8 protein-coding genes are annotated in these 16817 nt (G+C 75.0%); 2 read left to right on the top strand and 6 right to left on the bottom strand.

Annotation, left to right across the window (positions count from 1 at the left end):
* Positions 1-34 precede the first annotated feature (34 nt).
* The 5 genes from ACFYO9_RS14950 to ACFYO9_RS14930 all read right to left on the bottom strand — a co-directional run bounded on the left by ACFYO9_RS14950 (position 35) and on the right by ACFYO9_RS14930 (position 10124).
* Positions 35-1072: a rod shape-determining protein gene (locus tag ACFYO9_RS14950; protein WP_355808672.1), complete on the bottom strand. Its 1038-nt coding sequence runs from the start codon at positions 1070-1072 to the stop codon at positions 35-37.
* 234 nt (positions 1073-1306) lie between these two features.
* The gene (locus ACFYO9_RS14945; RefSeq protein ID WP_358773240.1) at positions 1307-6478 is read right to left on the bottom strand and encodes an SAV_2336 N-terminal domain-related protein; all 5172 of its coding nucleotides are present in this window, start codon (positions 6476-6478) and stop codon (positions 1307-1309) included.
* The gene (locus ACFYO9_RS14940; RefSeq protein WP_358773238.1) at positions 6468-7523 is read right to left on the bottom strand and encodes a MoxR family ATPase; all 1056 of its coding nucleotides are present in this window, start codon (positions 7521-7523) and stop codon (positions 6468-6470) included. The genes ACFYO9_RS14945 and ACFYO9_RS14940 overlap by 11 nt, the downstream gene beginning before the upstream one ends.
* A gap of 121 nt (positions 7524-7644) precedes the next feature.
* The gene (locus tag ACFYO9_RS14935) at positions 7645-9555 is read right to left on the bottom strand and encodes a trypsin-like peptidase domain-containing protein (RefSeq protein WP_358773236.1); all 1911 of its coding nucleotides are present in this window, start codon (positions 9553-9555) and stop codon (positions 7645-7647) included.
* Positions 9552-10124, bottom strand: coding sequence for a CU044_2847 family protein (locus tag ACFYO9_RS14930; RefSeq protein ID WP_358773234.1), 573 nt, complete (start codon positions 10122-10124; stop codon positions 9552-9554). Before ACFYO9_RS14930 ends, ACFYO9_RS14935 begins: the two co-directional genes overlap by 4 nt.
* A 271-nt stretch (positions 10125-10395) precedes the next feature.
* Here ACFYO9_RS14930 and ACFYO9_RS14925 point away from each other — a divergent pair, with 271 nt between their 5' ends.
* Entirely contained in the window at positions 10396-14121 is a 3726-nt protein-coding gene (locus tag ACFYO9_RS14925; RefSeq protein WP_358773233.1) for a S8 family serine peptidase, read from the top strand.
* A gap of 178 nt (positions 14122-14299) precedes the next feature.
* Here the strand turns inward: ACFYO9_RS14925 and ACFYO9_RS14920 are convergent, their stop codons facing one another.
* The gene (locus tag ACFYO9_RS14920) at positions 14300-15748 is read right to left on the bottom strand and encodes an acyl-CoA synthetase (protein ID WP_358773231.1); all 1449 of its coding nucleotides are present in this window, start codon (positions 15746-15748) and stop codon (positions 14300-14302) included.
* Between the two features lie 548 nt (positions 15749-16296).
* Between ACFYO9_RS14920 and ACFYO9_RS14915 the strand changes: the two genes are divergently transcribed.
* Positions 16297-16782: a hypothetical protein gene (locus ACFYO9_RS14915; RefSeq protein WP_358773230.1), complete on the top strand. Its 486-nt coding sequence runs from the start codon at positions 16297-16299 to the stop codon at positions 16780-16782.
* The last annotated feature ends 35 nt before the right edge of the window (positions 16783-16817 follow it).

Below are 16817 nucleotides of genomic sequence, written 5' to 3'. Positions count from 1 at the left end.
GGGGAGGCGGCTGCCCGGGCGGCCGGCGAGGGCGTCAGCCGGAGAGCGGAGCCAGGGCCAGCGGCTGGATCTTGCCCTCCAGCATCGCACCGAGCCCCATGACGGCGCACACATCAGGCCGTTCCGCGATATGTACGGGCATTCCGGTCGCGTCCCGCAGCATCTGGTCCAGGCCGGGCAGCAGCGCGCTGCCGCCGACCATCATGATGCCGCGGTCGGCGAGGTCGGCCACCAGATCCGGCGGGCAGTCGCGCAGCACCTTGCCGATGCCGTCGAGTACGGCGGTGAGCGGGGTGTGGATGGCGTCGCGGACGGCGGCGGTGTCCACCTGGACGGAACGGGCGAGGCCCGTCGCGACGTCCCTGCCGTGGATCTCCGTCGACTCCGGCCCCTGCGGCGTCAGGCCGTTGCCGCGCAGGGCGAGTTGCAGGGGGCGCACGGACTGGGAGGGGAGCATCAGCTCGTGGTGGTGGCGCAGGTGCTGCACGATCGCGTTGTCGATGGCCTCGCCGCCCACCGGGATCCGCTCCGCCGTCACGATCGCGCCGAGCGAGAGGACCGCGACCTGCGTGGTGGCGGCGCCGCAGACGAGGATCATCGTCGCCTCGGGACGCTCCACGGGCAGGCCGCAGCCGACCGCCGCCGCGATGAGGGTGTCCACGAGCTCCACCCGGCGCGCGCCGAGTCCGACCATCGTCTCGATGGCGGCGCGCTGGGCCAGCGGGTCGGCGTCGTGGGGGGTGCAGGCGGCGGCGCGCAGCCGCGGCTTGCGGCGCAGGGCGCGGCGGAGCTTCTCGCCGATGAGGTTGCGCAGCATCCGCTGGGCCATCTCGATGTCGACGACGGTGCCGCCGGAGACGGGGCGGACCACCCGGATGTATCCGGGCGTACGTCCCGTCATCTGCTCGGCGAAGTGGCCGACCGCGATGAGCGCGCCGGTCCGGGTGTTGACGGCGGCGGCGCTCGGCTCGTCGACGACGAGTCCCGCGCCCTTCACGAACACACGGGTCCTCGCGGCTCCGAGGTCGACGGCGATATGGCAGCGGCGCAACTGCTCCAGACTGACGGTCATGGCAGATCCTCCCGAGAGCGCAGACCGTACGGACCGTCGGACGGCGGTCCTTTCTCGCATCGTGCGACGGGGGCGGGCGGGCCGCGCGGTGGGATGGGCCGGGCGGGGTGCGGCCGCACGGGTGATCTTTTCTGGCCGGGGGGCCGGGGGGCCGGGGGGCCGGGGGGGCAGGGACCGGGATCGCGTCGCGTCGGGGTCCGCGCCGGGGTGCGCTCCCCGTCGGGCCCGGGGTGCTCAGCGCTCGCGGAGTGCCCCTGCCACGTCCGACAGGAGCGCGCGCGTGAACCGGGCGCCGGCGTCGAGCAGCCGTTGCCGGGTCCGGCTGTCGGGGGCGATCCCGATGAAGGGGATGCCCAGGTCGCGCGCCGCGGTCGCCTCCACCGCCGAGGAGCCGACCATGACGCAGCGCTCCGCCGACGAGCCCAGCTGGTCCAGCGCGCGGCGCAGACAGTCGGGGTCGGGCATGAGGCGGGTGAGGTCGGCGGTACGGCCGTGCACGGCGGCCTCGGGAAAGGGGAGGCGCTTGGCGGTCAGGTACGCGGTGACGGCGCGCGGGGAGACGTCGGTCGCGATGGCCAGGGGGAGGCGTTGGGCGGGTCCGGCGAGAGCGCGCAGAGCGTCCGCGAGGGAGCCGGGAGGCTTCGTCGTGGTCGCCGCCCGCAGCTCGATGTCTTCGAGGTGGGCGTGCAGTTCGGCCGGGAGCGTGGGGTGGTGGGCGAAGTCGCGCAGGATGTCGAGGGGGTGGATCCGGTCGTCCGCGAGGACGGCGTGCCCTCCACCGGGCACCAGGGGCTCCCCCGCTTCGGCCGCCTCGGGGTCGCGCCGCTCGGCGATGAGAGCGGCAAGCGCTCGCGCGGCGTCCCGTGCGGCTCGCCCCGGATAGAGCTGGGCGAGGGTCCCGTCGAAGCCGAGGATCAGGGAGTCGATGGGGTGGGGGAGGTGGTGGGTGGGGGTGTTGTGGCGGGGGGTGGGGGGTGTCGTTGCCGAGGAGTGGGTGGGAGCGGGGGTCTGGTCGGCTGAGGGGGCTGCCTCGGAGGCGGGCGGGGTGGCTGAGGGGGCTGCCTCGGAGGTGGGCGGGGTGGCTGAGGGGGCTTCGGGGGCGGGTGCCGGGTCCGACGGGACGTCGGGGGTGGCTGACGCTTCCGGCGGGGTGGTCGGGGTGGTCGGGGTGGTCGGGGTGGTCGGGGTGGTCGGGGTGCCCGACGGGACTTCGGGGGCGGTCGAGGTGCCCGGCAGGGTGTCCGGGGCGGGGGGCAGACCTATTGGGACGTCGGGGATGGCTGCTGCTTCGGTCAGAGCGTCCGGGGCGGGCGGTGCGCCTGACGAGGCCTCGGGGCTGGCCGACGTGTCCGGCAGGGCATCCGGGGCGGGTGGTACGCCTGACGAGGCGCCGGGGTCGGACGACGCGTCCGACGGGGTGCCCGGAGTGGTCGACGGAGGATCCGGCGCGGTGGTGCCCGCCCCGTCGGGCGGGGGGTTGGAGTCGGCCCCCGGCCCCGCCGGAACGGTGCAGTACCAGTCGTCGGACTGGGGGACCGGTTCGAAGGCGTGGGGGGCGGTGGTGCGGCCCGAGCGGGTGAGGCGGACGTACAGGTCGCCGGAGATGATGACGGCCGCGCGGGTTCCGGGGCGGTCGGAGAGGTGGCGGAGTCCGGAGGGGAGCGGGGGTGCGGGCGCCGTCCGGTCGGGGTCGAGTATCACGGTGACGGTGAGGATGAGAGGGTCGAACCCGCCGTGGGGCGTGTGGAGTTCGGTCAGGAGTCCGGGCAGGTGGTCGACGGTCGTGAGGAGTACCTGGAGGGCGTCCACCTCGGGGGCCACGGTCACATCCCACCCGTACCGTTGGAGCCGCATCTCGAATCGCTCCGGTCCGATGCCGCCGCGGACGAGCAGGTGGGAGACGGCGCGGCCCAGGGTCTGCAGGGCGTCGTCGGACGGTGGGTCCGGATGGGTGGGGTAGGCGAAGGAGACGTCGGTCGCCGGGTACGGGAGGTAGTCGGACGAGGCGGATTCCTCGGGGGCGAGGGCGTCGGGCCGGGAGCGGGGGAACCGCTCGTGTGGAGCGGGCCGGCTTCTGGCCTCGTCGGGGGTGAAACCCTGTGGGTCGCCTTCGAGTTCAGACGTGCCCGGGTCGGATTGCTCCAGTTCCGCGGTGAGTTGCTGCTGGCCGTGGACAAGACGGGAGTGGAGATCGGCGAGTTCGGTGCGCGCCTCCCTGCCCGCCGGGTCGGGAACGTTCTCCAGGGGAGCGTCGTCCCACAGGTCCAGCGCGGACTCGACGCAGTGCAGGGCGCTCTCGATCTCCCCCTCGCGCCGGTGCGTATCCGCCTGCGCGGCCAGTTCCCGGCAGCGGAACAGGTCGACCTCGTCGGCCGCGGACGTCAGCAGCAGGGCGTACCCGTCCCCGGTCCTCGCCACCGAGTCCGGCCCGAGCGCCTCGCGCAGCCGGGCGGCGGTCGAGGCCAGCAGGCGCGGTGCGTTGGCGGGGGGATCCGCGCCCCAGATGGCCGCCGTCAGCTCCGCATCCGGGACGGCGCGTCCCTCCCGGCGCAGCAGGACGCAGAGCATCGCCCTCGACCTCGAATCCGTGACCGAAAGGGTCCAGCCGTGGGGCTGGGTGACGCGGAGAGGGCCGAGCAGGGAGTACGTGCGCCCGTGCAGCGAAGGTGAGGAGAGTTGCCGGAGCAGGCGGAGGCCGCGGCTGAGCCCGTCGGCGTCCTCGGAGCGGAGGGCGTTCAGGCCCGAGGAGAGCAGGCCCGCGGCCTCGGAGGTCAGGGTGTACGTACCGGGCCGGTCGCGCCGCAGGGACTGCGGGGCCCCTGAGGCGCTGTACCGCCAAGGGTCGTCGGCCGCATCGGGGTCGACGACCCAGGGGTCGTCGGCGGCGCGGCCCGCTGCCGGGAGGTCGGCGGGGTCCGGTTCCTGGGGGGCGTCCTCGAAGGAGGGCGGGCCCAACGCCCATGGGTCGTCGGACCAGAGATCCGGACCCCAGAAGTCGTCGGCGGGGTCTGACGAAGGGCCGGCGGAAGCGGGGTGCGTCGCCCACAGGTCGGCCGGGTCCTCCTCCTGCGGCTCGTACGGGCCGTGGAACTCGGAAGTGTCCCGTGGCGCGTGTGCCACCTGGGCCCCGTACGTCTCCCGCGGCTCGAACATCTCCCGGACCAGCCGCCCCAGCGCCCGCAGATCGTCCGCGCGGCTCGCCTCGTCGAAGGGGCGGAGCGTGAAGCCGCACAGCACCGGCCCGGCGGCCGAGACCCGTACATAGGGCGAGGTCAGCGCGCCGTGCGCCAGGTCCGCCGCGTGCAGGGCCGCGACCGCGTCGGCCAGGCGCGGCACCAGGTCCATGAGCTGGTCGGCGGGCAGCCCGCGCGGGTGGTCCAGGAGCAGGTCCTCCAGACTGCGGCCCTCGACGAAGTCCATGGTCAGATACGGGACTTGGCGGTGGAACCCGTAGTCGTGCACGGCCGCCACATGGGGGTGCCGGAAGCGGGCGAGCCGGCGCGCCGCCCCGGTGAAGTCCAGGCGCAGCCATCGCGGCGCCCGCAGGAACCGCTGCACCACCACGGTCCTGCCCCCGTCGCGCACGTCCTCGGACCGCCAGACCCGTCCGCTCAGCCCGATCTGCTCCAGGCCCCGATAGCGGCCTCCGAACAGGGGCCCTGCGGTCCCGAGGGCCGGCCGGCCGTCCCGCGACCCGGCCAACTGACGCACGGTCTCCGGCGCGACCGTCGCGAACGGCTCCCCCTCCGGAACCCGGGCGGCGCCGCCACGCCCCGACTCCACCCCCGCGCCCGCCCCCCGCACCCGTACGCCCGCCACCGCCCGCAACTCGCCCGGCGCCACCCCCGCCCGGTCGTCGATCAACTGGCCTGCCCGGGCCAGGAGTTCGCGAGTGCGCCCCCGTGCCGTGCGCGGCAACGTGCGCAGCAGCACCTCCCGTACCCCGTCACGGAACGCGTAGGACTCCGGGTCCGCCGTCGACCGCACGGTCAGCATTCCGCTGAGGATCACCTCCGCCAGGTGCTGCGGGCGCGGGCGTGCCTCCACCGCCGCCTGGACCAACCGCATGACCGGCAGCCGGGGTTCGCCGACGGCCAGGTGGCCAGCCAGGCGGAAGGCCTCGGCGGACGCCGTGGAGCGGAAGCGCAGGACGAGGTCCTCTGGGGAGAGGCGAGTGACGTCCTCGGGGGAAGGGCGGGTGACGTCCTCGGGGGGCGGCTCGTCGGGCGAGCGGGACGGGGTCGGGCCGGCCCCTAACCACCCCACCGCGCCCGGCAGTTGTACCCCGCTCCCGTCCGCCACCAGCGACGCCCAATGGGCCCACCAGTTCGGTGCCGCCTCCAGGACCGGGACCGGCAGCGCGCCGGGAGGCGGTGGCTGGGCGGCGTACGGGGTGAAGGTCAGCGCGCCCGAGGGCGCGGCCGGGTGCGGGGCGGCGAGTGTGCCCGGTGTCGTGGGGAGCGCCGTGGTGCGCCAGAGCCGCTCCGGGAGCGGCTGGATCACGGCCAGCGGCATCCGCTCCGCCCACCGGCGCAGCGTGCGGTACCAGCGGTCGCCCGCCGCGCCCTCCCGCCATTGCGGGCCCATGCAGTCGCTGACGAGGAGGGTGACCGTGCGCCCGGTGGCGGGGGCGGCGGCCGCCTGGGGCGGGACCGTGCCGTCGGGCGACGCGTGGTGCAGCTCGACCGTGCGGAAGATGCCGGACTGGACGAGCGCCGTGTGGAGTTCGCGGACCAGTGGGCGCCAGACGGGCATCGTCGGCCCGGCGTCGTACACGAGGGACAGCCGCAGCCAGCGCTCCTCCGCCGGGCGCAGCACCGGCAGCCAGTCCCAGGGGCGCGCGCCGAGGCGGGCGATGCGGTGTGCGGTGGCCTCCTCGTCGAGCACGCGGCCGACCGGCGAGGGGACGCGGCGCTTGAGCGGGCGCAGCGCGCGCTGCAGGGCCAGCGGGTGCGCGACCATCGGCGGTACGGGCACGCGGAGGGTCGCGTGGACGGTGGCCGGGCGAGCCCCGCCGCGGGCGCCGAGCGCGTCCCGGCCGTCGGACGGACGGGCCGAAGCTCCCGCCGGTCGCGGCGCGAGTGTTCCGTCCCCGTCCCCGCTCCCGGCCGGGGGCGCGGGCAGGTACAGCGGCACCCGTTCGTCGTCCGCGGTTTCGGTCGGCGCGACGGGGCCCTGGTCCGGCGACGCGTCGGCGTGCGAGGACGGCGGGAGGGCGGAGCGCGCCGCCTCGTCGTCGTCCGGGGCCCGCGAATGACCCGCCGCGGACCGCGCCCGCTCCTGCTCGGCCAGCCACAGCACTTCGGCCAGTTCGACGGGGGTGGGCCCGGCGCCGTCCGACGCCCGCGCCAGTACGTCGGCCAGGCGTGCCAGCGGGGTTCCGCGACGGGAGGCGTCAGAGCGCATCGGGCCCCGGATCCGCCGCCTGCGTCAGGTACGGCATCAGCTGCTGGGCGAGCTCGTCGCGGGACGCGGCGTCGATGCCCGCGGCGCCCGTGAGGTAGATGGCGTTGAGGAGCTGGTCGGTGGCGAGTTCGCCGCCGCTGCCGCGCTCCAGGAAGCGGGTGATGAGGCTCCTGGCGTAGGCGTCGGGCTCGCCGAGGTGGGCGCGGACGATCTCCTCCAGGTGCTCGTCGCGCGGCTGGCGCAGCCGCAGCGTGACGCAGCGGCGCAGGAAGGCGGGCGGGAACTCGCGCTCGCCGTTGCTGGTCAGGACGGTGAAGGGAAACGCGCGGCAGCGCACCCTGCCGCGTACGACGGTGACCGGGTCGTCGGAGCCGTCGGCGAGCAGGCCCGCCTCCGGGGCGTGCCGGGCGGTCCGCACCAGCTCGGGGATCTCGTACTGGCCCTCCTCCAGGATGTTCAGGAGGTCGTTGGGGAGGTCGAGGTCGCTCTTGTCGATCTCGTCGATGAGCAGGACGCGGGGGCGGGCGTAGGGCAGCAGCGCGGTGCCGAGGGGGCCGAGGCGCAGGTGGTCCTCGACGCCGGCCCGGTCGGGGCGGGCGTCCTCGTCCGGCCGCGCGCCCGGCCCCTCGTCGGGGCGCGGGCTGGTGGCGGCGCGGCCCGCCGCGTACAGCCGGGAGAGCGGGTCGTACTGGTAGAGCCCGTCGCGCAGGGCGCTGCGGCTCGTGATGTTCCAGCGCAGGACCGGGCCGAGGCCCAGCTCCCTGGCGACCGCGTACGCGAGGCTCGACTTGCCGCTGCCGGGCGGACCCGTGACGAGGAGGGGGCGGCGCAAGTACAGGGCGGCGTTGACGAGTTGGACGCAGTTCTCGGTCGCCCGGTAGGTCCGGGCCCGGTGTCTGCGGTCCGGCGAGGTCGCCGAGGTGTCGTCCGAGGGGGCGGGAAGGACCGGGCCGCCGTCGAAGTCGCGCCAGGGCGGCGGCGGGGGCAGCTGGGCGATGCCGTCGTGGGGCTCGTTCGTACCGGTGTAGACGGGCCACAGGGACATGTTCCGGGTCTCTTCCGTAGGGGCTCGGGCGGCGGACGACGGGGCGGTGGTCGGGTCGGGTCGGGTCGGGTCGGGCGATGGTGCGGGGCAGGAGACGTCTTGGGTCAGGCGACGTTTCGGGTCAGGCGACGGGTGAGCGCAGGGGGCCCTGCGGTGCGGCGGGGAGGCAGCGCGGGTCGTCCCAGAGGAGCTGTACGTCCCGTGCCCAGTGTGCGTCCGGTTCGTCCGCGGCGTCCGCGCTCTCGCGCAACGCCAGGATGGCGCGGGGGAGTTCGGCCAACGGGAGGCCGTCGACGTGCGCGGCGATACGGTCGAGGAATTCGGTGCCGGGGCAGTTGGCGCCGGTGTCGGGGTCGCCACTGGTGCAGGGCAGGGGTGCGGGCCCGGCTCCGGGTGTACGGGGTTGGCCGCCCCGGCCCTCGCCGTCGTACGGACGGCTCCCGTCGTCGTACGGATGGCTCCCGTCGTCGTACGTACGATCCTCGTCGTACGGATGCGCGTCGCACCCCGAGCGCGGCCACAGCAGCACCGGTACCGGCGCGTTCAGTGTCGCGTCGAAGCGCGGGGCGGCCCGGGGTGTGCGGGGCGGGACCGTGAAGCCCGCCAGGTCGGCGTCGTCCTGGCGCAGCCGGAACCTGAGCCGGTTCGGCTTCTCCTGGGTGCCGCACTCGATGCGGTGCAGCGGGGCGGCGGGTCTGCCGTCCCCGTTCTGCCACTTGCGGGCCAGCTGATGGCGCAGTCCGCCCGCGCGCCGCGCACGGTCGGCGAGGACCAGGGGGTACGAGCAGCCGAGCGGGGTCGGGTCGTCGGCGCCGCGCGGCCACGTCGCCACCGGCAGGTCGAGCAACGGCCGCGGCAGGACGAACGCGAGCAACTCGTCGGCGTCCGGGGCGAGATGGGAGAATGCCTCGTCGATGCGCTCCTGGACGAAGGCGGGTACCCGGTCGCCGGGGAGCGTGCGCGAGGCGACGGGGTGGCGGTGGCCGTCGCGGCAGGCGGACACCTCGACCAAGAGCTGGTCGCCGCCCGCGCCGCTGTGCTCGATCTCCACGAGGATCGGCGCCCAGGCGGGGGGCGGCCCGCCGGGGGTCGGCCCGCCGGAGGGCGCGAGTGCCGTGGGCTCGGTGGCAGGTGTGATCCCGGGCTGGGCTGCGGGCGCGGCAGCGGGCTTGTCGAGCAGGGCGCCGAGCCGGTCCGCGAGCCGGGTCACCGCGTCCGGGTCGTCGACCTCGGAGAGCACGTACCAGGCCGCCGGCCAGAGCGAGCCGAACCCCTCCGGCGGTACGGGCGGACCGAGCGGCCCCACGGCGTCGCGGTACAGCCGCTCCGGGTCGTGGGCGGCGCCGGAGTCCTCGACCCGGTCCACCAGCGCGCGCAGCCGCTCCTTCGCGGCCCGGCGGTGGCCGGGGGTGGGGACGAGGTCGCCGAGCGGGGGCCAGTAGCGGGCCATGACGGCGGTGGGGAGCATACGGCCGTTGCGTACGCCCGCGGCGCCCGCGGCCGCCGCGACCATGCCCACGACCCGGCCGGAGTCCGCGAGCGTCACCGCGGCCCCGCTGAACCCCGGGGCGAGCGGCTGCCCGTGGGCGCTCCACGCCTCCAGCTGCACCCACTCGTCGGCGATCAACTGGGCGGCCGTGGCCCGGTATTCGGCGAGCGAGCCCTCCTCGTACCCCTTGGGGAACCCGTAAACGAGCAGCCTGGGGCGCGGGTGGCCGTACGCGTCCTCGGGCGGCGCGAAGACGGCGGGGGCCAGCTGCACGGGGTGCTCCAGTTCGAGTACGGCGAGGTCGCCGAGGTCGTCGTGGCCGCCGCCCCAGCCCCCGTGGGCGCTCACCGTGGCCGTGACCCGGCCGAGCGTTCTGCGGTGCGGGAAGGAAACGGTGATGGCACTGTCGCGGGCGCCGCTGTCGCGGGCGCCGCTGTCGCGGACGACGTGCGCGCAGGTGAGGAGGTGCCGCTCGGAAACGAGAAATCCCGCGCCGACCTCACGGCCACACTGAACCCGAACATGCCAGGACGCGCTGCTCATGAGGCGGGGGTGGGCTCCGGGGCGGGGGGTGTCGGGGGTGCCGGCGGCGCTGGGGGCGCGGAGGGTGCTGAGGGTGCCGGGGTGGTTTGGGCTGCCGGGGGTGCTGGGGCCGCCGGGGTTGCCGGGCCCCCCGGAGGTGCGGCGGACCCGGCGGGTGCCGGTGGCGCCGAGGGCGCTGGGGGTGCCGTCAGTGTGGGATCGCCCGTCGCGGTGGGCCGGTGGTGTGCCGTGCGCGAAGCGGACCCGTGCTGCTCCGGCGCCGGGGGTCCCTCCGGCGACCACGTGAGGCGTACGACCAGGTGGCCCTCGGCCTGGCCCTTTACGATCACCGCGCCGGCCTCCGCCGACATCCGCACGCCGAACTCGATCTCCACCGAGTCGGGCCGCAGGGCGCCGCCGCGGAACACCCGCAGCGCGGACTCGGCCGCCGCCCGTGCGCCGTCGAGCGACGCCTCGAAGGTGCGGGCCGCCAGGGCGGGTTCGTCGCCGCGGGACACCAGGCGGGAGCCGGAGCCCTCGTCCACGTCGGCGACGACGATCCGGCTGCCCTCGTCGGTCGTGAACTCCACCAAGCCATCCATGTGACGCCCCCGTTGAGCTGTATGTCTTTCCCGCCTTGCCAACGGCATTGTCGCCGACGGACTTTGGGCCTGTCATCCGCTCCGGACATCCGGAGCCGGCCCACGAGGTCGCGTGGCCGGACGCGGCCGGCCTGGCGGGTACTGGCCCTGGCGGCTTTCCGCCAGCTCCCGTCAACTCCCGTGTCGCACACGCTCCCTGACACTCTTCGCAGCACTCGGGCACCACCCCCGCCCGGGTCCGACGAAGAGAGGCAGCCCCATGACCAGAGCCCCCGTGCGGCGAAGAGCCCCGCTCGTGGCCGCCGCCGGTCTCGCGTTCGCCCTGCTTCCCACCGGGCAGTACGCCACCGCCGTTGCCGCTACCGGAACCACCGCCGTCGACACTGCGCGGGTCGCCCCCGCCGCGCGTTCCGCCCACACCGTCACCCTCATCACCGGCGACCGGGTCACCGTCACCCGGCTCCCCGGCGGCCGGCAGGCCGTCACCGTCGACCGGCCCGCCGGGGCGGGCGGGGTGGGCGGGGCGGTGCGCAGCCAAGTATCGGACGGGCACGTCACCGTCGTACCGGACGAGGCGCGGCCGTACCTGCGCTCCGGTGTCCTCGACGCGCGGCTGTTCGACGTGACCGAGCTCATCCGGCAAGGCCTCGCCGAGCCGGGAGCCCCTGGCGCGCCGGGTGCGGGATCCGCGCGGGGGCGAACCGGAGCGCTGCCCCTCATCGTCACGTACGACAAGAAGGCGCGCGGCGCACGCGAGCTGCCCCGCGGGGTCGAGAAGGTGCGGTCCCTGCCCAGCGTCGCGGGCGTCGCCGTCACCGCCGAGAAGCCGGACGCGCTCTGGCGGTCGCTGCGGGGCGGCGCCTCGGGCATCGGCAAGGTGTGGCTGGACGGGCGCGTCGAGGCCGACATGGCCGCCAGCAACGAACAGATCGGCACCCCCGCGGCGTGGGAGGCGGGCCTCACCGGCAAGGGCGTGAAGGTCGCCGTCCTCGACACCGGGGTCGACGCCGGGCACCCGGACCTCAAGGACCGCGTCGCCGAGAGCAAGAGCTTCATCCCCGGCGAGGAGGTCGCCGACCGCAACGGGCACGGCACCCACGTCGCCTCCACCGTGGGCGGCAGCGGCGCCGCGTCGGACGGGCGGAAGGAGAAGGGCGTCGCGCCCGGCGCCGCACTCGCCGTCGGCAAGGTGCTCGGCGACGAGGGCACCGGCAGCGAGTCGGAGATCATCGCCGGGATGGAGTGGGCCGCCAAGGACGTCGACGCCAAGGTGGTGTCGATGAGCCTCGGTTCGCAGGAGGCCAGCGACGGCACCGACCCGATGGCGGCCGCCGTGAACTCCCTCTCCGAGGAGACCGGCGCCCTCTTCGTCGTCGCCGCCGGCAACACCGGCGCGCCCTCCGCGATCGGCTCGCCCGGCGCCGCCGACGCCGCGCTGACCGTCGGCGCCGTCGACTCCGCGGACGAGGCCGCGTACTTCACGAGCCAGGGCCCCCGCGCCGGCGACCACGCGCTCAAGCCCGACCTGTCCGCGCCCGGCGTCGACATCCTCGCGGCACGCTCCCAACTCACCGAAGGCGAGGGCTACTACACCGGGATGAGCGGCACGTCGATGGCCACGCCGCACGTCGCGGGCGTCGCCGCGCTGCTCGCCGAGCGGCACCCCGACTGGACCGGCGCTCAGCTCAAGGACGCCCTGATGTCCACGTCCGCACAACTGGACGCGTCCGCCTATGTGTTGGGGGCGGGACGTGTCAGCGTGCCCGGTGCCGTCGAGGCGAAGGTCACCGCCACCGGCAGCGTCGACCTCGGCTTCTACGGCTGGCCCTACGACAACAACAAGCCGGTCACCAAGACCCTCACGTACGCCAACTCGTCCGACACGCCCGTCCAGTTGAGCCTTGCCGTGCGGGGCGGCGCCGAGGGTGTGGCCGCCCTCGGCGACTCCACCCTCACCGTCCCGGCGCACGGCACCGCGTCGACCACCGTCACCGGGGACGGGGCGAAGGCGCCGGTCGGGAACACCAGCGGTGCCGTCATCGCGAGCGTCGGCGGCAAGCCGGTCGCCCACACCGCGTTCGGCCTGGTCAAGGAGGAGGAGCGGTACACGCTCACCGTGCACGTCAAGGACCGGGACGGCGCCGCCTCACCCGCCGACCTCGTGGTGCAGCGACTCGCCGAGGGCACCGAACCCTTCCCCGCCTCCGTCGGTGACTCCGGGACCCTCCAACTCCGCCTGCAGCCGGGCACGTACGCCCTCTCCACCTTCCTCGACGTACGCGGCAGCAAGGGCAAGGACTCCCTCGGGCTCGGCTTCCTCGCCGACCCGCAGATCCGCCTCGACCGGAACCGCGAGATCACCCTGGACGGCCGCAGACTGCGCGAGATCACGGCCGACGTGGACCGGCGCACCGAGACCCGGCAGCTCCTGATGGAGTACGACCGCAAGGCGGGCGGCGCCGATCTGATGGGCGCGGTCCAGGTCCCCCTCACGTACGACAGCATCTTCGCCGCGCCCACCGTGAAGGTCACCGAGGGCACCTTCGAGTACCGCACCGTCTGGCGCCTCGGCAAGCCGCTCGTGGACGTGAAGGGGCTGCGGGAAGCCGTCGCGCAGCCCGGCGGCACCCTCGCCGAGGGCCGGCACACCTGGACGCTGGTCGACGCGGGCGACGGCACCCCGGCCGCGTACGAGGGCAAGGACGTCCGCGGCAGGGCCGTCGTGGTGCGCCGCACCGACGGGGTCGACCCGGCGCGGATCGGGCAGGCCGCGCAGGACGCCGGCGCCGCGGCGCTCTTCGTGACGGACGACCGGCCGGGGCGGCTCAACGCCTGGTTCGGCACCGACGACAACGCCGACCGGCCGCTGCAGATCGCCACGGTCGACGCGGCGGACGGCGCCCGGCTCGTCGCGGCGGCGCGGACGGGGAGGAAGGCCGAGAGCACCGGCACGCTCAACACCCCTTACGTGTACGACCTTTCGGAGGGGCACAAGGGGGCCGTGCCGAAGGACCTCGCGTACGAGCCGGGCAAACGTGAACTGGCTGTCCTGGACACGGCGTTCCACGCCGTCAAGCCGGCCGCGGGCGGCGAATTCCGCTACTCGATCACCGACAGCTTCCCCGTCGGCCTGGGCTTCCAGGAGAAGATCGACCTCCCGGCCGAGCGGACGGAGTACGTGTCCACCGGCCCCGGTCAGCTGTGGCACGAGTCGGTGTCCACTGGCCCCGGCGCGCTGGAGGAGCGCGGCGGCCTGGTCGCCCGCCGGGGCGGCAGCCGCGCCGGCCTCGACTGGTTCAAGCCGGCCCTGCACCCGTGGCTCGGTACCGGCCTCGGCTGGGGCCAGACCCGCAGGGGCAACGACCTGGAGTTCAATGTGCCCGGCTGGGGCGACTCCGGCCCCGACCACACCGGCTTCGGCGACGTCTGGAACGAGGAGTCGATGACGCAGGTCAGCGAGGTCTTCGTGGACGGGGTGAGCGCCGACCGGCGGCAGAGCTCGGGCGTGTACGTGTGGGACGCGGACCCCGACGAGCACACGTACAAGGTGGTGACCGACACGACGCTCGACCCGGAGCGGTGGGAGCTCGCCACGAAGGGCCACGCGGAGTGGACCTTCAGATCGAAGGAGACCGCCGCGGACCGCAAGACGTTCCTGCCGCTGCTGAACCTCGGGTTCGACGTGGACACGGACCTGGCGGGCCGGGTGCGGGGCGGCCGGACCCTCGACGTCGGGCTCTTCGCCGCGTACGTGAAGGGGGCGCCGGACACCGGCACGATCGGGGGCGGCGCGCTGTCCGTCTCGTACGACGAGGGCAGGACGTGGAAGTCCGTCCCGCTGGACCGTGACGGCAGGAAGGCGTCCTGGCAGGGCGAGTTGAGGGTGCCGCGCGGCGCGGACTCCGTGTCGCTGCGGGCCTCGGCGCGGGATGACCGGGGCGGGTCCGTGGAGCAGGAGATCGTGCGGGCGGTGGGGGTGCGGTGAGGTGAGGGGAGGGGAGTGAGGTGGGGGTGAGGTGAGGGGGGTGAGGTGACGGGCGGGGCCCGGGGCGAGGCGCACGCGCGACGGCCGCCGGGCCCCGCCGCCCGGCCCCCTCACCTGCTCAACGCCCCCTCACCCACTCCTCACCCCCTCACCCACTCCTCACCCCCTCATCGCCCCTTCACGCACCCAGCGCCCGCTTCATGATCTTGCCCATGTCGTTGCGGGGCAGCTTGTCCAGGAACCGCACGACCCGGGGCCGCTTGTGCGGGGCGAGGCGGGCCGCGACGTGGTCGGCCAGCGCCTCGGCGGCGGGCGGCGTGCCGGGGTCCGCGGGGACGACCCACGCCACGATCCGCTCCCCGAGGTCGGCGTCCGGCTCGCCGGTGACCGCGGCCTCGCGGACCCCCGCGTGTTCGAGGAGCGCGTTCTCGATCTCGCCCGCGCCGATCTTGTAACCGCCGCTCTTGATCAGGTCGGTGGCCTTGCGGCCGACGATGCGCACGTATCCGTCGGGGTCGCGCATCGCCACGTCGCCGGTGCGGAACCAGCCGCCCGGCGCGAAGGCCTCGGCGGTCGCGTCGGGGCGGTTCAGATACTCCGTGAAGAGGTTCGGGCCGCGTACCTGGATCTCGCCGACCGCCTCGGGGTCGTCCGCCGCGAGCTCCTCGCCCGCGTCGTCGACCAGGCGCAGTTCGACGCCCGGCAGCGGCACGCCGACCGCGCCCGCGCGTGCCTCGCCGTCGGCCCGCACGCTGGTGTTCATCAGCGTCTCCGTCATGCCGTACCGCTCGACGACGCGGCGCCCCGTGGCGGCCGCGATGCGCTCGTGGTCGTGCACGGGCAGCGCCGCGGAGCCCGAGACCAGCAGCCGCGCCCCGGCCAGCGCTTTCGCAAGCTCCGGGTCGTCGGGGAGGGCCTCGGCGATCCGGTGGTACATCGTCGGCACGCCGAACAGCATGGTCGCCCCGGAGCCGAGCTCGCGCGCCACGCCCTCGGTGCTGAACCGCCAGAGGTGCCGCACGGAGCCGCCGCGCCGCAGCGGGCCGAGCGTGCCGAGGATCAGGCCGTGCACGTGGAAGAGCGGCAGGCCGTGCACGAGCACGTCGTCGCCGGTCCACTGCCAGGCGTCCGCCAGGGCGTCCAGCGTGGAGGCGACGGCGCGGCGGGGCAGGACGGCTCCCTTGGGCGGGCCCGTGGTGCCGGAGGTGTAGACGATCAGGGCGGGGGCCTCGGGGTCGGGCTCGGCGGGCGGCTCGGCCGGGTGGCCCTCTTCGCCCGGTCGTACGTCGACGTCGTGCCGGGGCACCTCGGCCAACGCGGCCGGGAGGCGGGCGCCGGGCTCGGCGAGGACCAGGGCCGGGGCGCTGTCCCGGAGGATGTGGGTGAGCTCGGAGTCGCCCGACTTCGGGTTGAGGGGCACGGCGGGGACGCCGGCGAGCAGCGCGGCGACGACGGCGACGGCGGTCTCCAGAGATGGCGTCGCCCAGACGGCCACCCGCCCGGCGCCGTTCAGGCGACTCGCCAACGCGCCCGTGACCGAGGCCAGTTCGGGGTAGCTCAGCGAGTGGTCGCCGAACCGGAGGGCCTCGCCGCGCTCGCTGGTCAGGGCCGGGAAGAGGGGATCCACGTCTCGTACTCCTTGTCGTTCGTCCGTCGTCCGTCGTCCGTCTGCCGAGTCGGTGCGGGGCCGAGTGGTCTCCGCGCCGACGCTTCATCAGAGTGTCCCGCCGCCGGCCCCGCCATGCCGGACCGGGACCGCACACGGCGACGCCGCCTCCCGTGGGACGGGGAGGCGGCGTCGCTGCGGACTGCTGCGGGTGACGTCAGACGAGCCAGCCCAGGAAGTGGGCGAGACCGGCGACGACGTCAGTGATGAGGTTCATGGTGGTGCTTCTCCTTGTGGGACTTCTCGGAAGCCGGACCCGGCGTAACGCGGACCCAACACCCCGGCCCTGTATGGGACATGGACCGGGCGCACGGTCACGGTCTGCAGCCCGTCGCTCGCGCACCGTAAGCATCGTCAATCACGGGGCCCCGCGCAATCCCTGCTGCGACGATCACCTGTTCCAGGGAACAACTGCGCGCCCGTTCGCATCGGTTGTTCGTACGGGGGGCCCGCGGGGGAAGCCGACTGGGTACGTTGTGGTGGCCACATCGACGCTCACGGGAGGGCAGATGCCTGCAGAGCCAATGGAGCCGCCCAGGCTCCCCGGATCGGCAAAGGGCGAACAGCGGGGCGAGAGCCCCCCTCCCGGTGGCGGACGCGCCGGGAAGGCCGGTGGCTACGGGTACCCGCTGCCGGACCTCGCCGAGGTCGTGGTCACCGCCGTCGGTACGGCAGCCGTGCTTCCCTTCGTACAGGTGCTTGCGACGCAGGCCGGCACCGGTGCGTTCGAGGCGGCCCGGCGTCTGGTGGCCCGTTGGGTGCGGGAACCCGGATCGGGGATGCCGCCCGTGGTGGACCGGGGCGAGCGGCTGCGGGTCACCGATGAAGGCTGCGGACGGCTCTCGTTCGAGGTCCCCGCCGGGCTCCCCGACGTGGCTCTGGAGGCGCTGACCCGGACCGATTTGGAGGCTCTCGCCGCTCTGCCGCCCGAGGGCGGGCGCGTGCAGATCCGCTGGGACGCCGCAGCCCGCGAGTGGAAGCGGGACGTCATCTAGGGGCTGCCCCCGGCAATCAGGCAGGCGAGCGGGCG

The organism is Streptomyces sp. NPDC005863 (genome assembly GCF_042871345.1).
Classification (GTDB): Bacteria; Actinomycetota; Actinomycetes; order Streptomycetales; family Streptomycetaceae; genus Streptomyces.
The sequence above is the reverse complement of the archived record's forward strand: the minus strand, read 5'-3'. Positions and strand labels throughout refer to the sequence as shown.

Excerpts from the sequence above, each read along its gene's own strand:
- ACFYO9_RS14950 (WP_355808672.1), bottom strand. The coding sequence starts at position 1,072 with ATGACCGTCAGTCTGGAGCAGTTGCGCCGCTGCCATATCGCCGTCGAC.
- ACFYO9_RS14945 (WP_358773240.1), bottom strand. The coding sequence starts at position 6,478 with ATGCGCTCTGACGCCTCCCGTCGCGGAACCCCGCTGGCACGCCTGGCC.
- ACFYO9_RS14940 (WP_358773238.1), bottom strand. The coding sequence starts at position 7,523 with ATGTCCCTGTGGCCCGTCTACACCGGTACGAACGAGCCCCACGACGGC.
- ACFYO9_RS14935 (WP_358773236.1), bottom strand. The coding sequence starts at position 9,555 with ATGAGCAGCGCGTCCTGGCATGTTCGGGTTCAGTGTGGCCGTGAGGTC.
- ACFYO9_RS14925 (WP_358773233.1), top strand. The coding sequence starts at position 10,396 with ATGACCAGAGCCCCCGTGCGGCGAAGAGCCCCGCTCGTGGCCGCCGCC.
- ACFYO9_RS14915 (WP_358773230.1), top strand. The coding sequence starts at position 16,297 with ATGCCTGCAGAGCCAATGGAGCCGCCCAGGCTCCCCGGATCGGCAAAG.